At 38.1% G+C, this 23,288-nt stretch carries 22 protein-coding genes and 2 pseudogenes; 11 read left to right on the forward strand and 13 right to left on the reverse strand.

The genetic code is table 11. The features are described from left to right. The 4 genes and pseudogenes from A6E04_RS21495 to tkt all read left to right on the forward strand — a co-directional run. Positions 1–310: pseudogene (locus tag A6E04_RS21495) on the forward strand (transporter); the annotation flags it as partial. Between the two features lie 5 nt (positions 311–315). Continuing rightward, complete coding sequence (locus tag A6E04_RS14305) at positions 316–2,010, forward strand: BatD family protein (protein ID WP_244886279.1); 1,695 nt, start codon at positions 316–318, stop codon at positions 2,008–2,010. A gap of 369 nt (positions 2,011–2,379) precedes the next feature. After that, positions 2,380–3,330 (forward strand): transaldolase, encoded by a 951-nt coding sequence (gene tal, locus A6E04_RS14310; protein ID WP_065611672.1) that lies wholly within the window; start codon positions 2,380–2,382, stop codon positions 3,328–3,330. A gap of 67 nt (positions 3,331–3,397) precedes the next feature. Next, positions 3,398–5,404 carry a transketolase gene (gene tkt / locus A6E04_RS14315; protein WP_023604554.1) on the forward strand — a complete coding sequence of 669 codons (2,007 nt, stop codon included), beginning with the start codon at positions 3,398–3,400 and terminating at the stop codon, positions 5,402–5,404. Between the two features lie 154 nt (positions 5,405–5,558). Here the strand turns inward: tkt and A6E04_RS14320 are convergent, their stop codons facing one another. The 6 genes from A6E04_RS14320 to A6E04_RS14345 all read right to left on the reverse strand — a co-directional run bounded on the left by A6E04_RS14320 (position 5,559) and on the right by A6E04_RS14345 (position 10,748). Next, positions 5,559–6,512, reverse strand: a complete 954-nt coding sequence (locus A6E04_RS14320; RefSeq protein WP_023604555.1) for a Kdo(2)-lipid IV(A) acyltransferase — start codon at positions 6,510–6,512, stop codon at positions 5,559–5,561. 263 nt (positions 6,513–6,775) lie between these two features. Next, positions 6,776–7,432: an NAD(P)H-dependent oxidoreductase gene (locus A6E04_RS14325; RefSeq protein WP_023604556.1), complete on the reverse strand. Its 657-nt coding sequence runs from the start codon at positions 7,430–7,432 to the stop codon at positions 6,776–6,778. Between the two features lie 159 nt (positions 7,433–7,591). Next, positions 7,592–8,902, reverse strand: a complete 1,311-nt coding sequence (locus tag A6E04_RS14330; RefSeq protein WP_023604557.1) for a GGDEF domain-containing protein — start codon at positions 8,900–8,902, stop codon at positions 7,592–7,594. 212 nt (positions 8,903–9,114) lie between these two features. Continuing rightward, positions 9,115–9,567: a DUF302 domain-containing protein gene (locus tag A6E04_RS14335; protein ID WP_023604558.1), complete on the reverse strand. Its 453-nt coding sequence runs from the start codon at positions 9,565–9,567 to the stop codon at positions 9,115–9,117. Between the two features lie 60 nt (positions 9,568–9,627). Further along, positions 9,628–10,140, reverse strand: a complete 513-nt coding sequence (locus A6E04_RS14340; protein WP_012551841.1) for a superoxide dismutase family protein — start codon at positions 10,138–10,140, stop codon at positions 9,628–9,630. A 278-nt stretch (positions 10,141–10,418) separates the two neighbouring features. Next, on the reverse strand, positions 10,419–10,748 hold the full coding sequence (locus A6E04_RS14345) for a hypothetical protein (RefSeq protein WP_244886280.1): 330 nt from the start codon (positions 10,746–10,748) through the stop codon (positions 10,419–10,421). A 337-nt stretch (positions 10,749–11,085) separates the two neighbouring features. On the opposite strand from A6E04_RS14345, the gene A6E04_RS14350 reads away from it, so the two are divergent. Next, entirely contained in the window at positions 11,086–11,286 is a 201-nt protein-coding gene (locus A6E04_RS14350; RefSeq protein WP_023604561.1) for a hypothetical protein, read from the forward strand. Between the two features lie 143 nt (positions 11,287–11,429). Here the strand turns inward: A6E04_RS14350 and A6E04_RS14355 are convergent, their stop codons facing one another. Next, positions 11,430–11,720, reverse strand: a complete 291-nt coding sequence (locus tag A6E04_RS14355; RefSeq protein WP_244886281.1) for a hypothetical protein — start codon at positions 11,718–11,720, stop codon at positions 11,430–11,432. Positions 11,721–11,967: 247 nt separating this feature from the next. Next, on the reverse strand, positions 11,968–12,489 hold the full coding sequence (locus tag A6E04_RS14360; protein ID WP_065611675.1) for a phage regulatory CII family protein: 522 nt from the start codon (positions 12,487–12,489) through the stop codon (positions 11,968–11,970). Positions 12,490–12,746: 257 nt separating this feature from the next. Between A6E04_RS14360 and A6E04_RS14365 the strand changes: the two genes are divergently transcribed. The 3 genes from A6E04_RS14365 to A6E04_RS14375 are packed head-to-tail and all read left to right on the forward strand — an operon-like array spanning position 12,747 to position 14,856. Next, a complete protein-coding gene (locus tag A6E04_RS14365) occupies positions 12,747–13,148 on the forward strand; it encodes a S24/S26 family peptidase (protein WP_065611676.1) in 402 nt (133 codons plus the stop codon). Next, positions 13,148–14,125, forward strand: a complete 978-nt coding sequence (locus A6E04_RS14370; RefSeq protein ID WP_083199033.1) for a HipA domain-containing protein — start codon at positions 13,148–13,150, stop codon at positions 14,123–14,125. Before A6E04_RS14365 ends, A6E04_RS14370 begins: the two co-directional genes overlap by 1 nt. Continuing rightward, on the forward strand, positions 14,122–14,856 hold the full coding sequence (locus tag A6E04_RS14375) for an HIRAN domain-containing protein (RefSeq protein ID WP_065611677.1): 735 nt from the start codon (positions 14,122–14,124) through the stop codon (positions 14,854–14,856). The genes A6E04_RS14370 and A6E04_RS14375 overlap by 4 nt, the downstream gene beginning before the upstream one ends. Positions 14,857–14,900: 44 nt before the next feature. Here A6E04_RS14375 and A6E04_RS14380 read toward each other — a convergent pair whose 3' ends face one another. Next, entirely contained in the window at positions 14,901–15,818 is a 918-nt protein-coding gene (locus A6E04_RS14380; protein WP_065611678.1) for a retron St85 family RNA-directed DNA polymerase, read from the reverse strand. Then, the gene (locus A6E04_RS14385; RefSeq protein WP_065611679.1) at positions 15,805–16,752 is read right to left on the reverse strand and encodes a retron St85 family effector protein; all 948 of its coding nucleotides are present in this window, start codon (positions 16,750–16,752) and stop codon (positions 15,805–15,807) included. The genes A6E04_RS14380 and A6E04_RS14385 overlap by 14 nt, the downstream gene beginning before the upstream one ends. A 305-nt stretch (positions 16,753–17,057) precedes the next feature. On the opposite strand from A6E04_RS14385, the pseudogene A6E04_RS21500 reads away from it, so the two are divergent. After that, a pseudogene (locus A6E04_RS21500) lies at positions 17,058–17,775 on the forward strand (phage integrase); the annotation flags it as partial. A 78-nt stretch (positions 17,776–17,853) separates the two neighbouring features. Here the strand turns inward: A6E04_RS21500 and A6E04_RS14400 are convergent. Further along, positions 17,854–18,897, reverse strand: a complete 1,044-nt coding sequence (locus A6E04_RS14400) for a GMP reductase (protein WP_017020834.1) — start codon at positions 18,895–18,897, stop codon at positions 17,854–17,856. Positions 18,898–19,356: 459 nt separating this feature from the next. Here A6E04_RS14400 and A6E04_RS14405 point away from each other — a divergent pair, with 459 nt between their 5' ends. After that, positions 19,357–20,661 (forward strand): inosine/guanosine kinase, encoded by a 1,305-nt coding sequence (locus A6E04_RS14405; protein WP_012551831.1) that lies wholly within the window; start codon positions 19,357–19,359, stop codon positions 20,659–20,661. 90 nt (positions 20,662–20,751) lie between these two features. Here A6E04_RS14405 and A6E04_RS14410 read toward each other — a convergent pair whose 3' ends face one another. Continuing rightward, positions 20,752–21,030, reverse strand: coding sequence for a peptidylprolyl isomerase (locus A6E04_RS14410; RefSeq protein WP_012551830.1), 279 nt, complete (start codon positions 21,028–21,030; stop codon positions 20,752–20,754). Positions 21,031–21,181: 151 nt separating this feature from the next. On the opposite strand from A6E04_RS14410, the gene A6E04_RS14415 reads away from it, so the two are divergent. Beyond that, positions 21,182–22,090, forward strand: a complete 909-nt coding sequence (locus A6E04_RS14415) for a chemotaxis protein (protein WP_065611682.1) — start codon at positions 21,182–21,184, stop codon at positions 22,088–22,090. A gap of 123 nt (positions 22,091–22,213) precedes the next feature. Here the strand turns inward: A6E04_RS14415 and A6E04_RS14420 are convergent, their stop codons facing one another. Then, the gene (locus A6E04_RS14420; RefSeq protein WP_017020836.1) at positions 22,214–22,894 is read right to left on the reverse strand and encodes a MaoC family dehydratase; all 681 of its coding nucleotides are present in this window, start codon (positions 22,892–22,894) and stop codon (positions 22,214–22,216) included. Positions 22,895–23,288 lie beyond the last annotated feature (394 nt).

The following is a 23,288-nucleotide window of genomic DNA, read 5'->3' on the forward strand; positions in this document are numbered from 1 at the left end:
AAAGTCTGAAAAGTCTGAAAAAGATGCCGCGTCAAAAGAAAAAGAACAACAGCAAAAACAAGAAGAAGAGAAATCAGCCGCAGCTAAAGCTGAAGAAGACAAAAAAAGCGAGCAAGATAAAGCAGACGAGAAACAACAAGCTCAGATGCAATCACAACAAGTGCCACCAAACAGTGATGTGATAAAAACCGATCCTCGTTTACAGAAACTAGAGCAATCTGGCGCAAAAGAAGATGAATTACTTCGTGCCCAACTCTATTTACAAGCTCAACAACAAGAAGCGCCACAAGCTTCTGAAAATGAATGGTAATTTTGATGAGTATAAAACAAGTCACCCTATCTTCCATGATGAAGGCTTCTACAATGCGCTTTTCTATTATTAATACGTCTCTAATAAAAAAAGTCGTCTTATTTGCAGTGCTGTGTGTAAGTGGCATCTCGTTAAGTTACGCTCAAGCGACAGCAACCGTGAGCAAAAACCAAATTACTGAAAACGAAGTGATTCAGTTAATGGTGTCAGTCGATAAAAGTGCCGATCAAAGTAAGTTTGATACAAGCCAGCTTGGTAACGACTTCCGCTCAGGCCAAGTGAGCTTTGGTAGCTCACGATCACTCGTCAATGGCGAATACAGTGTACAAAGTCAATGGACGGTCTCTATTGCTCCAACAAGAATGGGCACGCTAACCATTCCTAGTTTGAACGTTGCCGGTGAGAAAACTAATCCAATCACAATTCGAGTCAACAAAGACGCCACAGCACCAAAAAGCAGTGATGTGATTAAAGTCAGTGGTGAATTAACCAAGTCAGAATTATACGAAGGTGAAACGGCACAATTTCATGCCAAAATTGCCATCTTTGCTGATACGCGTCGTTTAAAAGATCCCAACATCATAACCCCACAAGGCAATGGCGTTGAGTTTTCCCCTGTTGGTGAAAGTAAACAATACCAAACCGTGATTGATGGATTGCAAGCCACCGTCGTTGAACAGACTTTCAATGTCAGCGCAGATAAAGTAGGTGAACTGCATTTTTCAGGCTTGGCTTTTACTGGCGGCCTGATCCAAACGGATCGTTATGGACGTAGCACTAAACTGATCCCATTAAACATCTCACCAGAGAATTATCAATTAACCGTATTAGCAAAACCTGCCGACTTTAAAGGCACTTGGTTACCAACCTCTAGTTTAAAACTAGGTCAACAATGGCTAATTGATGGAAAACCAATGATATCCACAACCATTGAGGCCGGCACTGCTATCACTCGTCAGATAATTCTGAACATGGCTGATGTTCCGCCAGAAAAATTACCAACACTGTCCATTGAGTACCCTAAATCGGTTCGTATGTACGATGAAAAGCCCATAATAGGCACAGACAGTGAAGGAAACAGTGTGATGACAATTAAACAAGTTATCATTCCACACAAAGCGGGAAGCGTGACATTACCGGCAGTTTCCGTTCAATGGTGGAACAGTAAGACACGACAATCAGAGACCGCAACCCTTGAATCATTGCAGTTAACTATCACACCAAGCACTCAAACTGATGAGCAAAAGATCCAGCAACAAACATATGCGCAGCCTGTTGACGTAGAAAAACGTGATGAAGCTCAAGGTTTTTGGCCTTATACCACCGTTCTGTTCGCTTTATTATGGTTGATAACGCTTCTTGCATGGTACATCCACCATACAAAAGTTCAGTCTTCTAAAAAAGAAGAAAAGCACACAGTAGGTACAAGTACTATTGACACAAAAGCACTCATCCGTGCAGTAAGTGATAACAACAGTATATTAGCGCATCAAATCTTAATGGATCTAGCCCCTTTACTGTTAGAACAAGGCATTGATGTTGGTGCAATTAAAATGTGCATCACTGCACTTAGCCAGCAACAATACTCAAAAGAAAACAACAAGTTAAACTCAACAAAACACATAATCACTGAGATTAATGCTTTATTGAATAAGAAAAATATAGCAAGTTCAAAAGAGGTTACCTTGGAGCAACTATAACGTTAAGTGCTCTCTTTTAATCATCCCAAATAGCCAGTTGAGTCAACTGGCTATTTTTTATTATGAATGATCATCTACCCCTTATTCCCCCTCGCTTTTGTCACTATTCTTTATTTACGATTTGAATTAAGCCTCTATTGGTTTTTGTTCCTAGTTTACGCAAACGATCTCTATCAAATTTTCAAATAAAACTTCTTCTTATTCTCTTTATTTTATTATTTACCATTGACATCTATCCCATAAAGCTCAATTATTGATGCATCAAATGTTCACTACCATTTCATTTGTTCAAGCAAATGAGAATCAATGGCAGCGAAACGGACTTTAAAGAAGATGCTAAACAGCATGTGATCAGTAAGGGTAAGTAGTATGACAACTCAATTAGAACAACTTCGTAAACTAACAACAGTAGTAGCAGACACTGGTGATATTGAAGCAATTGCGAAATACACACCTGAAGATGCAACCACTAACCCTTCTCTAATTCTAAAAGCAGCACAAATTGCAGAGTACGCGCCATTAATTGATGCTTCAATTGAATACGCAAAAGCACAAAGCAACGACAAAGCACAGCAAGTACAAGATACGTGTGACATGCTTGCAGTGAGCATTGGTAAAGAAATCTTAAAAGTAGTTCCTGGTCGTATCTCTACAGAAGTAGACGCTTGTCTTTCTTACGACACAGAAGGCAGCATTGCAAAAGCGCGCCAACTTATCAAAATGTACAACGATGCCGGCATCACTAACGATCGCATCCTTATCAAACTGGCTTCAACGTGGGAAGGTATTCGCGCTGCTGAAGTTCTAGAAAAAGAAGGCATCAACTGTAACCTAACGCTTCTTTTCTCTTTCGCTCAAGCGCGTGCATGTGCTGAAGCTGGCGTATTCTTAATCTCTCCTTTTGTTGGTCGCATTATGGACTGGTACAAAGCAAAAGAAGGTCGTGATTTTGAACCAAGCGAAGATCCAGGTGTTATCTCTGTTGCTGGTATCTATAACTACTACAAAGAGCACGGCTACAAAACAGTCGTAATGGGCGCAAGCTTCCGTAACATCGGTGAAATCCTTGAGTTAGCAGGTTGTGACCGTCTAACAATTAGCCCTAACCTACTTCAAGAACTTGAAGACGCCACTGGCGAAGTGGTTGAGAAACTGATTGATACTAACGGCAATAAAGAATGCCCAGCAACAATGACTCACGCGGAATTCTTATGGGATCACAACCAAGACCCAATGGCGGTTGAGAAACTGGCTGAAGGCATCCGTAACTTTGCGGTTGACCAAGGTAAGCTTGAAGAAATGATCGCAGCTAAGCTTTAATACATAATTTCAAATTGGGCTGATATTTATCGGCCCTTCTTTTATTCAAATATTCGAGTTAATTATTATGAATCGATCTTCTCTAACAAATAAGCATCTAGCTAATGCAATTCGTGCTTTAAGCATGGACGGCGTGCAACAAGCAAACTCTGGTCACCCTGGCGCACCAATGGGTATGGCTGACATCGCTGAAGTACTTTGGCGCTCTCACCTAAACCATAACCCTGCAAACCCTGATTGGGCTGATCGCGACCGTTTCATTCTTTCGAATGGTCACGGTTCTATGCTGATTTATTCTCTGCTTCACCTTGCAGGTTATGAATTATCAATTGAAGATCTTAAAAACTTCCGTCAATTGCATTCTAAAACACCAGGTCACCCTGAGTATGGTTATGCACCAGGCATCGAAACGACGACCGGTCCTCTAGGCCAAGGCATCACAAATGCCGTTGGTATGGCGATGGCTGAAAAAGCATTAGCGGCACAATTCAATAAAGAAGGCCACGACATCGTTGATCACTTCACTTATGCATTCATGGGTGATGGTTGTCTGATGGAAGGTATTTCTCATGAGTCATGCTCTCTAGCGGGTACGCTTGGTCTTGGTAAGCTGGTTGCTTTCTGGGATGACAACGGCATCTCTATCGATGGTGAAGTGGAAGGTTGGTTCTCTGACGATACACCTAAACGTTTTGAAGCGTACGGCTGGCATGTGATCCCTGCGGTTGATGGCCACGATGCTGATGCCATTAATGCGGCAATCGTAGCAGCAAAAGCAGACCCTCGCCCGACTCTGATTTGTACTAAAACTATCATCGGTTTTGGCTCTCCAAATAAAGAAGGCACACATGACTGTCACGGTGCTCCACTAGGCCACGACGAAATTCAAGCAGCGAAAGCAAAATTAGGTTGGGAGTACGGCGCATTTGAAATTCCGTCGGAAGTTTACGCAGAATGGAACGCGAAAGACGCAGGCGCAACTAAGGAAGCGGCGTGGAATGAGAAGTTTGCAGCTTATGAGGCAGCCTACCCAGAACTTGCAGCAGAATTTACTCGCCGCGTAAACGGTGATTTACCCGCAGAGTGGGAAGAAAAAGCAAATGCAATCATTGCAGAGCTTCAAGCTAACCCTGCAAACATCGCATCACGTAAAGCATCACAAAATGCATTAGAAGCGTTCGGTACCATGTTACCTGAATTCATGGGCGGCTCTGCTGACCTTGCTCCTTCTAACCTAACAATGTGGTCTGGTTCTAAATCACTAACCGCGGATGACTTCTCTGGCAACTACATTCACTACGGTGTTCGTGAATTTGGTATGACAGCTATCATGAACGGCATGGCGTTACACGGTGGTTTCGTACCTTACGGCGCAACATTCCTAATGTTCATGGAATACGCACGTAACGCAATGCGTATGGCTGCACTGATGAAAATTCAGAACATTCAAGTGTACACACACGATTCAATCGGTCTAGGCGAAGATGGTCCAACTCACCAACCGGTTGAGCAAGTGGCTTCTCTACGTCTAACACCAAACATGAGCACATGGCGTCCATGTGACCAAGTTGAATCTGCTGTAGCATGGAAACTTGCGATTGAACGTCGCGATGGCCCATCAGCACTTATCTTCTCTCGTCAAAATCTTGCACAACAAGATCGTGATGCAGAGCAAGTAGCTAACATCGCTAAAGGTGGCTACATTCTTAAAGATTGTGAAGGCCAACCTGAACTAATCTTTATCGCTACAGGCTCTGAAGTTCAGCTTGCGGTTGAAGCTGCAGCTCAACTAACTGCTGAAGGTAAAGCGGTACGTGTTGTATCAATGCCTGCAACTGATGCGTTTGATAAACAAGACGCAGCGTACCGCGAAGCGGTTCTACCATCATCAGTAACAAAACGTGTTGCTATTGAAGCGGGTATTGCTGACTTCTGGTTCAAGTACGTTGGTTTAAACGGCAAGATCATTGGTATGACAACGTTTGGCGAATCAGCACCGGCTGAAGAGCTGTTCAAAATGTTTGGTTTCACTACTGAAAATGCAGTGAAAACAGCAAAAGAGCTTTTAGCTTAATTAAGCAAATCGCTTCACTGAACAAATAAAACAATACAAAAAAGGACTTACTATTACAGTAAGTCCTTTAACAAAAAAACCTCGTAGGATCTCCAGTTTATACTTGAGCTTATCGAGGTTTTTTTATGCTTTCTTTTATAGTTAAGCCGTTCCCTTAATCGTGCAGGATCACATTCTTATATCTGTCTTGATCTTGTGCACTCTCAGGTTGAGTTTTAAAACGCTTATGCAACCACATCCATTGAGAGAGTCCTTTATTAATTAAACGCTCAATCTCATGGTTCAATACTTTAGCGGCGGTTACCGCGTCTCTACGAGGGATTTCATCGCTTAAATCATTACCCACTTCTAACGTATAATGACTGCCTTTTCGAATACTCGATCCTGACATCACCGCACATTTAGACATATCAATTAAGAAACTAGATCCCGTCGTTGTTGCCGCTTCTTCTACAGCAAAAAATGGAACAAACACGGCGTTTTTCTTACCATAATCATGATCAGGCAAATACCAAAGACGATTGCCAGATTTAAGTACTTTAACCATACTTTTTACATCATGACGATCGATCATCTGGTGGCCTTTACGGGTACGACCTCGGTGTTGAATAAACTCAAATACAGGGTTACTGTTAGCACGATAAACGCCATAGCCAGGAGCAAATAGACTGAATATTCGAGCCGTCATTTCTAAGTTTAGAAAGTGACAACATATAACTAGTACGCCTCGCCCTTCTTTTTCTTGCTCTAATATTTTTTCTTTACCAATGATCGATACGTGACGTCTAACTCGCCAATCAGGCCAAAACCACGCCATTCCCATTTCAATAATGGCTAAGCCTGTGTTTTTAAAATTCTCTTGAACGATATTTTCTATTTCTAATCGCGAATAATGAGGAAAACTGAGCGTTAAGTTTTTTCGAGCAATATCTCCCCGCTTCTTTAAAAATAGCTGAAAGACTTTTCCTATTCCACTTCCCAATAGTTTAAGGATAAAAAAAGGAAGGACATTAACTAAAATAGCAAGAACAGCAAAAAAGCCCCATAAAAACCAATATTTCGGAGACAACAGATTCCATGTAAATTTAGGGCTTGGAACGGTTTTCATCATTCAACCTTATCAAAACTGAGATTAGTATCAGTATAATACAAGTGTCATGAAATTTTAGTGAAAATAGCAGTCATAATAGAAATTCTTACTTCAATTAAGCCTAAATCCTAATGAATTTCGCTTATCTATCCTGTGATAATAACAATTATGGCTGATAACTACGCTATGACGTATCTTGTACTTACCTATTACATGGTCATTCGAATGGAAGCCATGAACAAAAAAACCAGCAATTAAGCTGGTTTTTATTATTTAAACGCTTACAAAACAGTAATTACATCATCAAACGCTTTACGAGATTTTGGTAAACCTGCGTTGTAGTCTTCACTTGCATGGTGGTAACCAATAGCAAGCGCAACATGACACTCATAACCGTCTAATTGTTCTGAAAATAATTCCCCCACAAGTTGAGGGTCAATGCCTTCCATTGTCGTCGAATCGATATTCAAGCGAGCAAGCGTATGCAGCGCATTTCCAAGTGCAAGATAGGTTTGAGACTTAGTCCACGCCTTATGCTCACCCTTTTCATCTTTATTCAGTTCAACAAAACCGTATGCACCAAACGCCGCTTCTTTCTTGTCTTCAGGCATACGTTTATCCGCAATGCCTTTATCAACCACAACTTCGTAATCTTCACGCGTGTACTTAACTTTATGAGCAAATAAGATCACATGAGAAGAGGCTTTAACATGAGGCTGGTTGAATTGATGCATATTCGCGAATGAGTCATGCATGCGTTGTTTCGCTTCATCAGATTCAATCACAACAAATTTCCAAGGTTGAGAATTAATTGATGACGCAGACAAACGCAACGCTTCTAGCAATACAGCAAGATCTTCTTGAGATACTTTCTTGCTTGAGTCGTATTTTTTAGCGGTATAACGGTTTTCTAAATCTTTAATAATTTGATGCTTCATTATAATTCTGCCTGTCATCTGTTTGATTGATTCAAATGTAGTTAAGCTTTGATGAAATAAGTTTTGCACCAGTAGAGAGTGAAGTCAACCAGTTAACTTTTAGTAACCTAGTTTCTTTTTTACTCATTCCATTGTATTTATGGCACCTCGATAAAGCCACTAACTCACAATAGTCACTTTATTTCGTCCACTCTCTTTTGATATATAGAGTGCGGCATCCGCTCGTTTGTAAGCATAACTAAATGACGTATCTCGGCTTACCACACCACCGATAGAAATCGTAACTTCAATCCCTTTAATCTCATGCTTTTCAATCACAGCTCGAATTAGATCCGCTTTAATGGCTAACTGATCTTCTGTTAAGGGCTCAAAAGCGACGATAAACTCTTCGCCTCCCCAACGAACCGCGATGTCTTTAGGCTCTATTTGATTCAAAATACGTACGGCAACTTCTTGAATAACTTCGTCACCAATTTTATGCCCATAGGTGTCGTTAATACGCTTAAAGTGGTCAATATCAATAAGAAGTAGCGAATGCGATGTCTTTTTCTGTAAACGTTTCTCGTAAAAATCGCGTCGATAAAAGCCAGTCATGCGATCAAACTGCACTAGTTTTTTGCGATGATTGAAATTTAATCGTAAAAGGTAAAAACTTAACGACAATAATAACGAAGGCATTAAGATCTCTTTGATAAGATCTATCAATCGTATTCCTAGTGTTATCTCATCTTGAGCAGAGCAAGGTAAAAGCATCGATTCTTGATAACTGTTATTCGTGCTATTGCTGTTAATAACGGTGTTATTTTCATCATTAAACGTCTTAACTTTATCTGAAAGTAACGACGCTTTAATATCAACAATTAACAATGAATCAAGGTGTTTCTTATTGTATATCGGGTAATAGACAGAGCGAATGATTTCATTCATGCCTTTCTCTGTATACTTTTCTGTTAATTTTAAATTACACCCATAGAAAGATTGATACGTGGCATTTAAACTTTCTTTATCTACAATTTCTTCGATGACGTTTTCGTTATTCAAGCCGTCATAAAACATTTCATAGCTTTTTCTCAATGGATCAAAATGCACATATTTAGACGGGTTTTCAAAAACAGCAATCGTCCATAAGCTGCCTCCAATTAACTTTTCTAATTCGATCCGTAATTTTTTAATGCCAGTAGACAACACTTTAACTTCGGTATCACGATTAACAACAATATGGACGCCATTACGGTTGTATTCGCCTTTCTCTAAAAAGATAGAATCGACATTATTATAATAAGATGAGAAGCGACGACTGATAGAATAAATACCTTTGTAATCTTCGACTACACCACGCTCTAATCGATGTAAAGACACGATATTAAAGAAGAAATAAAATACCCAAAGTACACACAGAATTATCCCCCATATTTTCAAGAAAACAAAAGTTTCATGAGTAAGTACATAATTTTGTTTGCTATTTGGCATTTTATTCCTCACAAAAAATCATCAAATATAAACCAAGACATAGATAATACAATCAGTATTTTTATATAAGATGGGACAAGATCATGATTTAAATAAAATAGTTTCAATTCAACAACATAAATTCAGAAAGTAAAACCTCTGTAACATACTCTTTAAACATAAAAAGGCCGCTCAATGCGACCTTTGATTTCTACATTAGTTTATACCACTGATTATTTAGCGATTGTTGCTAATGCCAGTTTGTTAAGTACCGTAGATACTTTACCAATAACAGCATCACATCCTTTCATGTTATGACGCTCTTTAAGGTAACTCGGATTATTATATGATAGCCATACTTTTTGATTTACATCTTCGGTAATAAGCACCTTTTGAGGCAGGTCAATGGCAACATCTTGCGCGCACTGCATCAAGAGTGTTCCAACCTTGGGGTTACCAAAAATAATCACCTCGGTTGGTCTTAAATCCATATTCACACTGGCTGCATTTTTTTGATGATCTACCCTTGTGAACAGAGTAAACCCTTTACTTTCAGCAATAGATTCAAATCTATTAGCGGTTTCTTTTACAGAGTACGAACTCTCGTATTTAATCACACTTTCTTCTGCACTTACTGCAAAAGAAGCGGTAAACATAATGACACCAAGCGAAATAAACTTAATCATAAACATACCTTTTATTTTAATTATATGAAGACGTATTCATTCTCAATTTTCATCTATTTATTACTTGATAACACCACACACTAAACGAGCGCCACCACCACCCAGAGCTTTAGGATGATCAGAATGATTATCACTGCCAGCATGTATCATTAATGCGCGACCAGATAAGTTAGCTAGCGTAATTTTAGGTGATAAGACTGGTTGCACTGCATTGCCGTCCATATCGACGTAAAGTGGAGGCAGATCCCCTAAATGGCTATCATTAGACCATGGAAAACCATGTTGCCCTGTTTTCATTGGATCATAATGACCTCCCGCTGCACCGCCTAAAATAGTTTGACCATTCTTTTCAGAGGTATCACAAGAAGGATTTTCGTGGACATGAAAACCATGTAAACCTTGTGGTAATCCCGACAAATTCGGCGTAAATACCACGCCATACTCATTTTGCTCTGCTGATACATAACCAACAATTTTACCTGAGTCTAAATCTTTCATTTCAATTGAAATGTCTGATGCACTCGCTCCAGCTGACGCAACGAACAAGGTAGTAAGTAAAAGTTTTTTAAACATGAAATTATCCTTAATATAAAAATTTCACCGCATTTATAGCATGGCTCCGAAATTATAAATAACGATTAATTTATCAGTTATCAATCGATTTTTTCGATTGACTAAGCAAATGATACTTTGAGTGTACTTCATCGAGTAAATATCTGTAACACAACCCCAACATTAAGACGCAGCGACGATGAATCCCCCGTAGTGGTCTAACTCACCATTAAAGAAGAGCATCGCTTTTTTGTTTAACTATTGGGTATAAAAAAACCACCCTAAGGTGGTTAATAGTATTAAAGTTCAATTCCCGTAAATTCCATTGGCGTATCATCAAACATAAAGGTCACATGACTACACCCTTCAAACTCGCGAATCATAACTTGATTAGTATTTGCTGAATTTGTATTGATAATCGTCATGATATCTTGAACCGTATCCACTTGCGTATCACTACATAAGCGATACTTCTTAACGATTTCAACGTTATCATCCGTCGTAGATTGAAGATCCAACTCGGCATGCACTACTTGGATGCCCGATAGCTCCGCTGTAATTTGAATATCAAATCCACTTACATCATATTTAACCATTTCACGCTCTAATGCCTTAAATTTCGAACTCACTTATATCAAATAAAAAACAAAACTGTGAGCTTTATTATTAAACTAACTCAGATTTCAGCGCTTCTGTGGGAGCAACCACCACGTATTTTACACTCTTCATATTAGAGTCAGCTTCGCTTTCATAACGAGATCTTAGCTCACCGTTCTAAACGTTATTTCATTAATTATTGGTATGATCTCTTATGAATCATCACTCAGTTACTCCTTAATAACGGTGTTGTCGTGTAAATTATTCACTCCACTTTAGAGGTAATATTTCTGTGAAGCTGGTTTACTTTCTGCTACAGAATTTATGCTAGGGTTTTACATACTTAATATAAAAAGGAGAAATATTATTATGAAACCAGAGTTTATATACGAAATACCTGAAGGATTAGGATCTGCAGGCCAAGCAACAGCGGAAAGAGAAGCTGAGCAACTTTACTCAGATTTAATCGGTAAAGGCGCCAGAAACATGACAGAGATTAAGATTGAAATAAAAGACATGAACGTCATTGCCAGCTGGGTGATTGATGGCGAAAGGTATTACAACAACTAGTGCGTAAATTAATACGATGAACCTATCTCTGTAGGTTCATTCCCCTATTTTATTTTTCATTCCAAAAATACATGTCGTATTTAGTTCCAGATTGTCTTCTCTGTAAACTAAGGTTAAATAAGTCTAATTTACTGCGTATGATATTAAAAGAAATCTGATTTAAGTCGAAATCTCTTTGACTTTTTAGGCTCTACAATTGATTTTCTATCATCAAACTCATTACAATATCGCTCTGCCATTTTATAAATACTCGACCGAATATGTTCATAACCTTTACCTGAATACAATTGATATTTAAACATTATTTCTGCCATTTCTGCCGCTGTAAACCCTTCTTCATGCCATTCAATCGCTTGATTCAAAAAGAACGTTACATTCTCATTTGGGCGTTTAAGTTTAAAACTTGATACTTGTTTGAAATTTTTAATAAGCATGGCGATTTTCCTTATAGAACTGTTTAGAGCTTTCAACAAACATATCTTCTTGAATGAATACTTACTATCGTGAATTCCAATCATTCCATCCGAGCGTTGGATTATGTTAGCCATATTACCTCATACTAACGATCATTTATCATCATAAAATTCATATTTAGAGAAAAGAGCCTTACACGCTTCAATGCTATGTTTTGCAGATGGTGCTGAATTTGATGCTTGTGTTAACTGAACAATGATTAGTTCCTCACAATAAACCCGGTATTGGTGCGCCGTTTACAACGAAATCTAAACTCATAGATAAAAACGGTGATAAGCCGGATGTTTTGTTTTCAAGATCATTCATTAGCAACACCAAGTTACTAACGCTTTTGTGTGCTTTGTCTAGCAGCTCATTACGCTTAGAACGTGGCAAACGAATTTCGCCACCGTTTCCTAATGCAAGGCGAGATAAATCACCGGCATGAACACTATTTTCTAAAGCTCGTTTAATTAAGGTTTCTTGGTTTGCATTTGGATCGATTTTTGCGCCAACCATATTGAGACTAAGCAAAACACTATTAATGATGCAGTAATTACCGCTTGCTTCCGTAATCGCGGTTAAATCCCCTACTGTTAACTTATGCGGTTGTTCAGGGTTTAACTTATTGCGTAGCATTGTTGGGTTTATTCCACACTGCTTTGCTACTTGTTCCATGTTTTCTGAATCTGCAAATGCGTAACATGCATTGTCAAAAGCATTTTGTTTAGGCTCACGTAAATCGCACATTGAGTTATTCCTCTACCTGTCCGATACTCAAATGACAAAACCAAGGGAAACCAGAATATTTAAAATACTCCTGATACGTCATAAATGAAGCTGGTACAACAACTTGAAATGACAAAGAGTTATTCATGATGGTATCCTCTAAGGTAGTTAAATGTTCAACTCTGCTTGAGTTGATAATGCAACTTTAGCCCTAGAAGGCAACTTATACAGGCTCCATGCTACTTAGCTGGGCGAGATGTCGTAGAGGATTAAAAACCGTGACGAAAAGTAAATATTCATTAGGTATTGGCGAGGCTTTTCCTGAAAGTGAAGAATCCCAAGTTGCAAATGCAACATCGATTGGAAGCTTTAGATTACGCTCAGGGACCTTAGAAGAAACAAACTCATTTGTTTTAGATAAGAGCATCAGTGAAGAATTAGAGACTGAAAATCTAATTTTGGTAAAGGAAGACTCTCAAAGGCTGCTTATTGATAAAGAATCTACACATGCAACATCAGGAAAGTATTTAATTGATATGGATGGTTCATTCTCGATCAACGAACTACAACGTCTACCGGATAAGACGCTAGCGATCAGCTTTAATGGTTCAACTATCAATGTTGAAGAAGATGATATTAAAGTGATTGGCCGTGTGGCTATGGTTATGGGAAAAGACTGATGAAAGAATTTCCTATTATTGACATATCAAAGCAAGACATTGATAACTATGAGCAAATGGGAACAAAGTCAAAGTTTTGGTATACAGACAATAGTGATGGTAAAGAATATCTCTTTAAATCTATTCATACCGAAGATAAGAATCAAAACCCTATAGTTCGCCATGGTGAAAACTGGTCTGAAAAAGTTGCATGTGAAATTGCCCGAAAACTAGGAATACCTCATGCAGAATATGACCTCGCCATTAATAATGGTGAACATGGTATTAGAAGTGAAAACTTTATTACTCCTGGAGATACTCTCACATTTGGCAATAGTTTAATTGAACATGTTGTAACAAAAATTCTTGAAGAACCATTAGAAAAAGGACAGCGATCTCAAACTATTTCTCGTGTTTTTGCTATTTTACGTCACCTAGTGATTGCACCACCTAAAGGTTGGAAAACAACTGATCATATTATTGATGCTTATGACGTATTCATTGGATATATCATGTTTGATGCACTAGTTTCCAATCAAGATAGGCACAATGAAAACTGGGCAATGATCACAGATAAAGATGGAATTAAATCATTATCTCCATCATTTGATCATGCAGCTAGCTTAGGTCGAAATGAAAGTGATGAAAAGCGACAAGTAAGATTAACAACAAAAGATAAAGGACAAAATGTAGAAACCTATGTTGGCAAGTGTAAGAGTTATTTTTACTTAGAGGGAAATAGATTAAAAACAGTAAAAGCATTTACCTATTTTGCTTCAATGTCTCCTGATGCAGGGTTAGAATGGCTTGATAAGCTAAATAACCTTGATAGAAATCATATAAAGGATATACTTTCAGCTATCCCAACACAGATAATGTCAGATATATCTAAAGAATTCTGCCTAGCCATGTTCACAAAAAATAGAACTAAGCTACTTGAATGTCGTGTTGAAATTATCAAGAATAAAAAATTCTTAGAAGAACAAGGTAAAAAATGAAAAGTGTTTTCGTAATTTGGAAAGATATTACTGATGGTATGTGGCACCCCGTTGCTCAACTAACTCGTGACGAGGGTATCTACCGTTTAAACTATACGAAAGGCTCAAATCACCCTAATTTCATACCTTTCCCAAGAATGAACAATAAAACAACATCTTATGTTTCAACTGAGCTATTCGCATTCTTTAAAAACAGATTACTTCCAATGAACCGCCCTGAATTTAGAAAAATGGTTGATTGGTCAGATCTCAACTTAGATACCTATGACGAATTAGATATGCTTGGTATCTCTGGTGGTGCAAGAAAGACAGACCAATACCGTATTATTCCAAAGCCTCAAGTGGTTAATGGAAATGAATATAAACTTCGTTTTTTTACTAACGGTGTAAGTCATCTAGCTGAAGAAAATACAAAACGCATTTCTGAATTACTAGTTGGTGAACAGCTAAACTTTGAATGTGAAGAATCAAATCCTCATGATTGTAATGCTATTTTAGTTACTACCATTGATGATGAGAAAATCAAAGTAGGCTACTGTCCTAAGTACTATAATTCAGATGTCAAAAAACTATTAGAAACACCAGAACTGATGGAACACAGCCTAACAGTTGTCAAAACAAACCTCGAAGCCCCTGCTCAATTTAGGCTTCTATGTGAGTTTACTACGAAATGGCCTGATGGGTTTATCCCATTTACCTCAGAAGATTATTTAGCACATACTACAAACTAAAAAAAGCCCTGCAATTGCAGGGCTTTTTATATATATATGTGCAATTAGTTATATCGCTGTATTTCTGTAATCTTATCCGCACCATACTTATTACATAGTGAATTAATAAATTCTGGTTCAATGGATGCACAAAAAGACAGATATCCTTGAAGATAACGTTTTTCAACTACATCTAACTTATTCCAACTGAAGACCATTGTTCTGACCTTCCGTTTATTATCTCTACCAATAGAAATATTACCATCAGTTGTTAATATTATTCCAGTAACACTCATTCTATTTTTCTTCGAAGAATGATATGTTTTCTTTCGGTTAATTTTTAGCTTTTCTGGTTCATTTAGAGCAGCTACAACGTTAAATACATCTTTTTCTATTTTCCTAAGAACATTAGGTTTTGATGTTGAAAAAAACAAATCATCGGCATAACGACTATATTTCACATCATGCATATAACAGATTTTTTCTAATTGTTTATCTAAAGCAAAACAAATTGCATTTGATAATATAGGAGAAGTAACAGAACCCATTGTTAACTTTTGTTTATAGCAAACTATATCAACTAAAAGCTTGGTATCTAATTCGCTCCAATTATCTAATAAATTAATACCATGTTTGTTTATGAAGCGATAAATATCATGAGCTTTAATTGATTCAAAGAAATCCTTAAAATCTAATCGTAAAAGGTATCTCGCAGATAAATGAACTTTTGCATGTTTATCAATACTTTGTCCATCTCTATATGCAAAAGCCGAATCATGAATAGGCAGTTTTGAAAGAATATTATCATGTAATGTTCTTTGCAAAGCCTTTAATTCACGACTTGGTTGATTTATCAACCTATCTCCACCAGATTTCTTTGGTATTGTAAAAGATTTATAATGATTTGATGCAGAATTAGCTAGTTCTTCAATATAGCTTTCATCTAACAACAATTCTTTTGCTAAGTACTTAAGTAATATCATTGGTAATTGTACCTAATACTTTTTTATATTCATCAATACGAATTAAGTTAGATAAACTTCTTGCTCTCATCCTTTGAGAGGTTGCTCCGCCTAATCCATCTTCATTTAAAAAAAGTTTTTTATAATCTACACATGTATAATAATCAACATTCTCAATTTCAATTCTATGAATAATCTTTAAAGCTATGCATACCGATAATACAAATGATATATGTCTTTTTTCTTTCTTTTTCTTGCCATAATTAATTGTATTTAAAGATATATCAATAAGTTCAGTTTCATTAATCGGCCCAAGTGAACTTATTATGTGCACAATAAAAAATAAAAATTCTTTCAACGTTAATTTACGATCACCAAAAGTATCTATTTTATCTCTAAAAATACGTTTTGGCTTACGGTTTAACCTTTCCATCATTTGAGGCATACATGTTAAAATCGTAGAAAAATCAGTGTACATTGAAGGTTTATAAATTGAATCGGAATCTACCCACTTAACAGGGCCAGTATTAATAAACGATACATCTTTCTCATATTCTTTCTCAAGAATAGGTAGCAATTTTGATCTCAAAGATTCATTAAGAGAGAAAGCACCTAGTTCAGCAACTGTTCCAAATGATTCAACTAAGATAACTACAGCGTCAGAAAAGTCAGCAAGCCAGCCTTCTAACTTTAAAGCATTTTCATTTTTGCCACTCTCTCTTGCTGGTGAAGAAATAGCAGCCCAAGCATGCTCTGCTCTAAAATAGAGAAATTCGGGATGATAGCGCTCAAGATAATTTTCTATTTTTCCACGATTAGAACAATAAAGAGGATCTCCACCACAAATAAATAGAACTTTAGGTAATTGCTTAGATAAAAAAGTCAAATTTGAATTATTTGTGTCTTGAATAAAATCATTTTTTGCTGCTAAATATTTTGGATGCTTAAACCACATAATTAATTACCATCAAAAAATAAAAAACCCTTACTCAGGAGCTTGCGACTGTGCACTCATGCGCGTAAATTACGCTCAAGGAGGCACGACTGGATCGTAATTTACGCGCATGAGTGCGACAAATTACAATCAAAGAGAACAGATCGGCTGTACACCAATCATAAAGGCTAACAGTTAAGCTAACCTCATTCTAAGGGCCTAATTAATATAACAAAATCATTTCATGTTTACTAGTTATAATGTTAAACATTGCTTTTCACTGTTCACCTTTGCGCTGTATATAAAAACAGTTTAAAGGTATTTTCATGGCTATCCGCAACTTAAAAGACAATTCAAAGAAACCTTGGCTTGCGACTTCTACACGAACGGCCGCGAAGGTACGCGCATTCGCAAACGCTTTGCCTCTAAAGGTGAAGCCACTACCTTTGAACACTACACTCTAAAAAAAGTAGAAGAAAAACCGTGGAAAGGTGACAAACTCGAAAACCGTCGCTTATCAGTCCTTATTGAGATTTGGTTTTCTATGTATGGCGTAAGTCTGTCTAATGGCCAAATTATCTATCAAAAGTTTGAACACATGGTAAAAGCCATGGGTAACCCTGTTGCCTCTACTTTCACAGCAAACATGTATGCTGAGTTCCGCCGTAAACGTATGGCTGGTGAAATTACCTTTGTAGATAGTAAATGGCAAAAAGGCGCTCCGAGTATTGCGACATTAAATTCTGAACTGGCGAAAAGCTTAAAGAACTGGGCGAATGGAAAGGCCCAAACCCTTTAGAAAGCATTAAGCCATTTCGTGATCATGAAAGACCAATGAGTTTTTTAGCAAAAGAAGAGATCGCCCTACTCCTTAATAAAGTTTCTGAGCACAAACGCCAAGATATGCTGAAGATAGTAAAGGTGTGTTTGTCTACTGGTGCGCGTTGGAATGAGGCAGCGCAATTAACGGGTAATCAGCTGTCTAAATTCAAGAACACTTATACCAATACGAAGAATAACAAAATAACTGTCGTCACTTTGTCGCCACTTGCCATTTTTAGACGAAAAAAAGGCCGCTAAATGCGACCTTTCATTATTAGGCTTTCCCGAGGTATCGAGTTATCACTCTTTACCGTAAACGTTGTTCTCTTGCTCTTGTACGCGGATGAAAGTTGTGCGCTTAGTTAGCTCACGAAGCTTTGCTGCGCCTACATATGTACACGTTGAGCGTACACCGCCAAGGATGTCAGAAATCGTTGTATGAACTGAACCACGGTAAGGTAATAGCACGGTTTTACCTTCAGCTGCACGGTACTTAGCAACACCACCTGAGTGCTTGTCCATCGCGCTTTGTGAAGACATTCCGTAGAATTTCATGAACTGCTTACCGTCTTGTTCAATCACTTCGCCGCCTGACTCTTCGTGACCTGCGAGCATACCGCCAAGCATTACGAAATCAGCACCGCCGCCGAACGCTTTAGATACGTCACCGGCACATGAACAACCGCCATCACCGATAATACGACCACCAAGGCCATGCGCTGCGTCAGCACATTCAATGATTGCAGAAAGTTGTGGGTAACCAACACCTGTTTTAACACGAGTTGTACATACAGAGCCCGGACCAATGCCCACTTTAACGATATCGGCACCAGCAAGGATAAGCTCTTCAACCATATCGCCAGTAACAACGTTACCTGCAGAGATGACTTTATCTGGAAATTCAGCACGTACTTTTTCTACGTATTGAACTAAATGCTCTGAGTAACCATTTGCGATATCAACACAAATGAAGATCAAGTCATCAGTCAATGCCATGATATCTTTTGTTTTTTGGAAATCAGCTTCAGAAGTACCCGTAGAAACCATTGAATTGTTAAGAACAGAAGCGTCGCTCTCTTTTACAAAACCAGCCCAATCTTCAACCGTGTAATGCTTATGAATCGCAGTCATCACACCATGCTCAGAAAGTGCCTTCGCCATAGCGAAACTACCTACAGAATCCATGTTAGCTGCAATTACAGGTGTACCAGACCATTGACGACCGCTATGCTTAAATGTAAACTCGCGGGTTAATTCGACTTGAGAGCGACTTTTCAGTGTTGAACGCTTAGGACGAAACAGTACATCTTTGAAGCCTAACTTTAATTCTTGTTCGATACGCATGATAAATTCCTCGTATAATCGATAATGGCTCTACTATCTCTTGTTGCCTTTGGCAGAAGGCAGTTAACAAACCAAGATGGCAGGCACAAAAAAACCGGGGCGCTGGCAGGCGCTCCGGTTTTCAGTATTATAGGGCCCGAAACTTATTTCGCAAGTCTGATAATTCATTTTTTTTTGTGATATTATTGATAAATCTGCAAACAATACAGCCGCGACAAAACAAAACTCCGCAAAAAACAAAACCACAGAATAATTAACCAACAAGTAAATTTAGACCATATAAATAACTAGCCGCATTTATTGAATCGACTGTCAAAAAGCAAGAAAGGTAAACGTTTGCTATTTGAGCCAATAAAACATGAGTGATCTACTTCGCAAATTTTTAATGTATTCATGAATGTTAATGAAAAAAGTTGTGATATAATCTCGGAAAATTCACTTATTAATGACATTTAATTCATGAAGTTTCCTGGCCAACGTAAGTCTAAACACTATTTTCCTGTTCACACTCGCGATCCACTAGTGAATCAAATTAACCAAACACCAAAACTTGAGAGAACTCATCTTATTGGTGTTGGTCAAACAATTGTTGATATCGAAGCGAAAGTCGATGATGATTTTTTAGAACGTCATCAATTAAGTAAAGGCCATTCATTAGTTCTTGAAGAAGCGAAAGCCGAAGCATTGTATAAAGAACTCTTTGAAAGAAACTTAATAAGCCATGAATACCCTGGCGATACGATTGGTAATACCCTTCATAACTACTCAGTACTTGCCGACAGTAAATCTATTTTATTGGGTGTCATGAGTGAAAACATCAAAATCGGTTCTTACGCTTATCGTTACCTATGTAACACGACAAGCCGTATGGACTTAGACCATTTACAACCGGTTCAAGGCCCTATTGGCCGCTGTTATACGCTGATCACAGAAGATGGCGAACGTACGTTTGCAATCAACGAAGGTGACATGAACCAACTGTGTCCTGCACACGTACCTGAACATATCTTTGATAAAGCCTCTGCATTAGTGATTTCTTCTTACCTTGTTCGAGGTAAAGAAGGCGATCCAATGATGGATGCCGTTCAAAAAGCGATTGATTGCGCGAAAGAGCACGGTGTTCCTGTCGTTTTAACGCTTGGCACAAAATACGTCATTGAAGGTAAAGCGGAATGGTGGCAGAAATTCTTGAAGGAAAATGTCACTGTTGTGGCAATGAACGAAGAAGAAGCAGAAGCGTTAACCGGTGAGAAAGATCCCCTACTCGCGGCGGATAAAGCCTTAGAATGGGTTGATTTAGTGCTTTGTACCGCAGGCCCTGTCGGTCTTTACATGGCTGGCTTCACTGAAGAAAGCATGAAACGTGAAACTGATAAACCACTTCTTCCTGGTAACATTCCTGAGTTCAATCGCTTTGAATACAGCCGTCCAATGATGAAAGCATTCTGTACTAAGCCAATTAAAGTCTCTTCTCACATTGCCCCTTACATGGGTGGCCCAATGGAGATTAAAAATACTAACGGTGCAGGCGATGCGGCATTGTCAGCATTACTGCACGACATGGCTGCAAACTTCTATCATAAAGAAAATGTGCCTAACTCAAGCAAGCATGATAAAGAATATTTAACTTATTCCTCTTTCTCTCAAATTTGTAAATACTCAAATCGCGCAAGCTACGAAGTGTTAACTCAACACTCTCCACGTCTTTCTAAAGCAATGCCAGAGCGTGAAGATTGTTTAGAAGAAGCGTATTGGGAGCGTTAATCTCTCTACTATAGTTTTTATAGATAATAAAAATCCGACGTCATGCGTCGGATTTTTTGTATTTATTGATTCAACGTTCGGTCAGTCAATTTAAGTACGATAAAGTACTTTAATCACATGCCAACCAAATTTGGTTTTCACTAAATGAGGAACTAACGTTTCACCACTAAAACACACTTTATCAAACTGCGGTACCATTTGGCCTTTTTTAAATTCACCCAAATCGCCCCCTTTTTTACCTGATGGACAGCTCGAATATTTCTTTGCTAGCACATGAAATTTTGCGCCTTTATTAAGCTGTTTAATGATGTCTTCAGCTTGCTCTTTATGTTTAACAAGAATATGTAGTGCTGATGCCGTATTAGCCATGAATGCCTCAAGATAATGTCATGTAAATATCGCGTAATTATACCGTTTATCCTTATACAAATGATACCCTCACCTTTCAATGTCGTCTCAAAAAAACTACAATGGTCTCTATAAAAAGAAACTCCATTTACCTCATTAAAGGCTAGCATCGATGAAAAGTAAGGCGAACCAATCACAAGGTATGTTGCTATTTAAGCTTACGTTAACCCAACGTTTTGCTATTGGTACATTAAAAGTTCGCGAGATCGTTCCCTTTCAGGCATTAACGTCTATCCCTTATTCTCATCATCATGTATTAGGAACGGCAACGATCAGAAACATGGCGATTCCTATCATTGATATGTCTGCTGCTGTGGGTTTTCGTCCCCTTCAAAAAGAAGAGTTCGACAATTGCTACATTATCATTACTGACTGTATGCGTACGGTCGTGGGATTTGCAGTAAGAGCCATTGATAAGATCATTGAATGCGATTGGAAAGCCATTGAACCCTCTCCAGAAACGGCAGGGAAAAATGTCTTTGTCACTGGAATAACACGAGTTGAAAATAGCATTGTACAATTGCTTGATGTCGAATTGTTGCTTTCAAAAATCTTCCCTGAAGACACATCAAATTTATACCCAATTCTCTCTGATGTAGAAAGAGAAAAGCTCAAACCTCTGCAAATAATGCTCGTCGATGACTCTGTCGTTGCCAGAAAACAACTTTCTAGTGCCTTAGACAGTATTAACATTCCGTATCAGGTAGCAACCAATGGTTTGGATGCGTATGAAAGACTCAAACAAGCCTCTCAGGAGCAGAGACCATTTGATATTATTGTTAGCGACATTGAAATGCCCGGTTTGGATGGCTATGAATTGGCCTTTGAAATCCAAAATGACGTTCGTTTAAAAGACGCGTACATTATCTTACATACTTCACTTTCGAGCGAGATCTGTGTAGAACAAGCACACCAAGTCGGCGCACATGAAGCCCTAACCAAATTTGAGGCGACAGAACTTGTCCAAGCAATGTTACGTGGCGCAAGACACAGAGAAAGTATTGTTTCGTCAATGCAGTAATAAACAGTTAATACAATAATAAACAATAGACACAAAAAAGCCGCTGTATTCTTTATACAATAACGATAAAGAATACGGCGGCTTTTTCATTTAATAGCGATAAAGTAAGCAGTTTTTACACTTTTAGAAATATAAACGGATCACCGAAACAGCAACACACCCTGGGCGGCGACATTTCTCGATCTCAACTTTTACTTCTGTTTCAATTTCTAAGCCACGTTTAATCGGCGTCACTGATAACAGTGTGCTCCTTGAACGAATACGCTTGCCTGCTTTTACTGGGTATGGAAAACGAACTTTGTTCAATCCGTAATTCACCGTCATTTTAGCCGTAGGGAAAAGTAAATTATCATTACCTACATTATCGGTCATCTTAGACAACATTGATAATGTTAAAAAGCCATGCGCAATAGTGGTTTTAAAAGGTGACTCTGCGGCGGCTCTTTCTGGATCGGTATGAATCCATTGTGGATCTTCTGTAACGGCACCAAAATTATTGATACGTTCTTGATCCATTACAGACCAACTGCCTACGTGAATTTCATCACCTAATTGCGCAGTCAGTTCTTCGTATAGTGTTTGTGTCTCTGCATTCATCTCAACAGGCTCTGGTTGAACAGCTTCTTGCGTACAATTAACGGTACGCTTGTGCTCTTTCACCCAAGAAATAATGTGAATATTATTGGCTTTTTGTAAAAACTCAATCCAGTAATCCTTAATGGTTGGTGACATCCAGTCTTTTAATTCAAATGGATGTTTCGCCAGATATTCACGCTTATGCTTCAGAAAATCGACAACCTTCATAGAGAAACCTTATTTGATATCTAATCGTAAAAACAATGCTTAATCGCCAGAAGTACAATTGTGTTACACGTCACGTTTTTTTGCAAATACTTCCGAGCTTACAAGTGTTCGCCAGGATTCACTTTACACCTATAGAACAATGACTTGCCATTAATGTACACTGTGCAAAAAATTCAGTTCTAAAAGCAAAAACTCACCATTCTTCTCATATTTGCTAATAATGTCGTAATAATAAAAATAATCACAAATTTGAAATTGATCCAAAATGCGATTCTCTTTTGTTTACATTCCTATTAAAATTTAGTGTAAAACTCATGAATTTTCCAATAAATTTACACGTTAACGGTAATTTTCATCGCTCACTTTTTTCTTAACATAGAAAAATCTCTTTAGA

This window comes from Aliivibrio logei (assembly GCF_001691055.1).
Lineage (GTDB): Bacteria > Pseudomonadota > Gammaproteobacteria > Enterobacterales > Vibrionaceae > Aliivibrio > Aliivibrio salmonicida.